Raw genomic sequence first — 1,391 nt, forward strand, 5'->3', positions numbered from 1 at the left:
GCTGGGTGAACGAGCAGGCAGGACGCCCAGTCGCTGCGCCGGGGTAGTGGCGACAGCATGCACACAAGGGAAGCGCACGCAACACGGGAAGCCCCTTGGCGTGGTCAGGGATGACCAACCGGACGCCCGCGAGGGACAGGCCGGGCGCCTTGGGGTGACGGAGAGGCCCGTATTACCGTCGAAGCCGGTGTAATGCTGGTGGAGGGAAGGGGCCTCAGTTCAAGACAGACGCAATACGTAGTGAGGACGTGGAGATTGGGCAACCTATCAACTCCGATTCGTGTTCAGAAGCTGCAGATGGCGTTACACGCGAAAGCGAAGGCAGAAGCCGGGTATCGCTTCTACGCGCTGTACGACAAGATCTATCGTGAAGATGTGCTGGCGCATGCGTACGCTCAGTGCCGCTCGAACAAGGGCGCACCGGGTGTCGATCGGCAGGCCTTCGCGGAGGTCGAGGCGTACGGGGTGCAGAAGTGGCTCAGCGAACTGGCGCTTGCGCTCAGGCAGGAGACTTACCGGCCGGACCCTATCAGAAGAGTGTTTATCCCGAAGGCCAATGGCAAGCTGAGGCCCCTGGGCATCTCGACCTTGCGTGATCGGGTGTGCATGACAGCAGCGATGCTGGTGCTCGAACCGATCTTCGAAGCGGACCTTCCACCGGAGCAATACGCTTACCGCCCGGGGCGCAATGCCCAGCAAGCGGTGATCGAGGTGGAGGAGCGGCTGCATAGAGGGCAAACGGACGTTGTTGACGCCGACCTGGCGGACTACTTCGGAAGTATTCCCCACGCCGATTTGATGTTGTCGCTCGCGCGGCGCATCGTTGATCGGCGCGTGCTGCATCTGATCAAGATGTGGTTGGAGTGCTCCGTTGAAGAAACCGATCACCGAGGCCGGAAGACACGTACGACCGAGGCCAAGGACAGCAGGCGAGGCATTCCGCAGGGCTCACCCATCTCACCACTGTTGGCGAATATTTACATGCGCCGGTTTGTGTTGGCATGGAAGAAGCTTGGGCTTGAGCGAAGTCTTGGCAGTCGAATCGTGACCTACGCGGACGATCTGGTGATCCTGTGCAAGCGAGGCAAAGCTGAAGAGGCCCTGTCGCGACTGCGCGAGATCATGGGCAAACTGAAGCTGACGGTCAACGAGGAGAAGACACAAATCTGCAAGGTCCCGGAAGGGGAATTCGACTTCCTGGGTTACACGTTTGGGCGGATGTACTCGGCAACGACTGGCCAGGCTCGTATGGGCATGCGTCCGTCGAAGAAGAGTATCCGGCGTATGGTTGAGAAGGTCCATGCGCTAACCGCTGCTTCGATGACGTGGTTTGATACCACGGAGTTGGTGGGCAAGTTGAATCGCACGCTGCGCGGCTGGGCGAACTACTT

General features: G+C 60.0%; 1 protein-coding gene. It reads left to right on the top strand.

Annotated features, from left to right (window positions below):
- Positions 1-192: 192 nt before the first annotated feature.
- The coding region (ltrA, locus tag P3T43_RS35645; RefSeq protein WP_429285667.1) for a group II intron reverse transcriptase/maturase at positions 193-1,391 on the top strand (1,199 nt) is incomplete at its 3' end.

Origin of the sequence: Paraburkholderia sp. GAS41 (assembly GCF_050436545.1) — a bacterium.
Classification (GTDB): Bacteria; Pseudomonadota; Gammaproteobacteria; order Burkholderiales; family Burkholderiaceae; genus Paraburkholderia.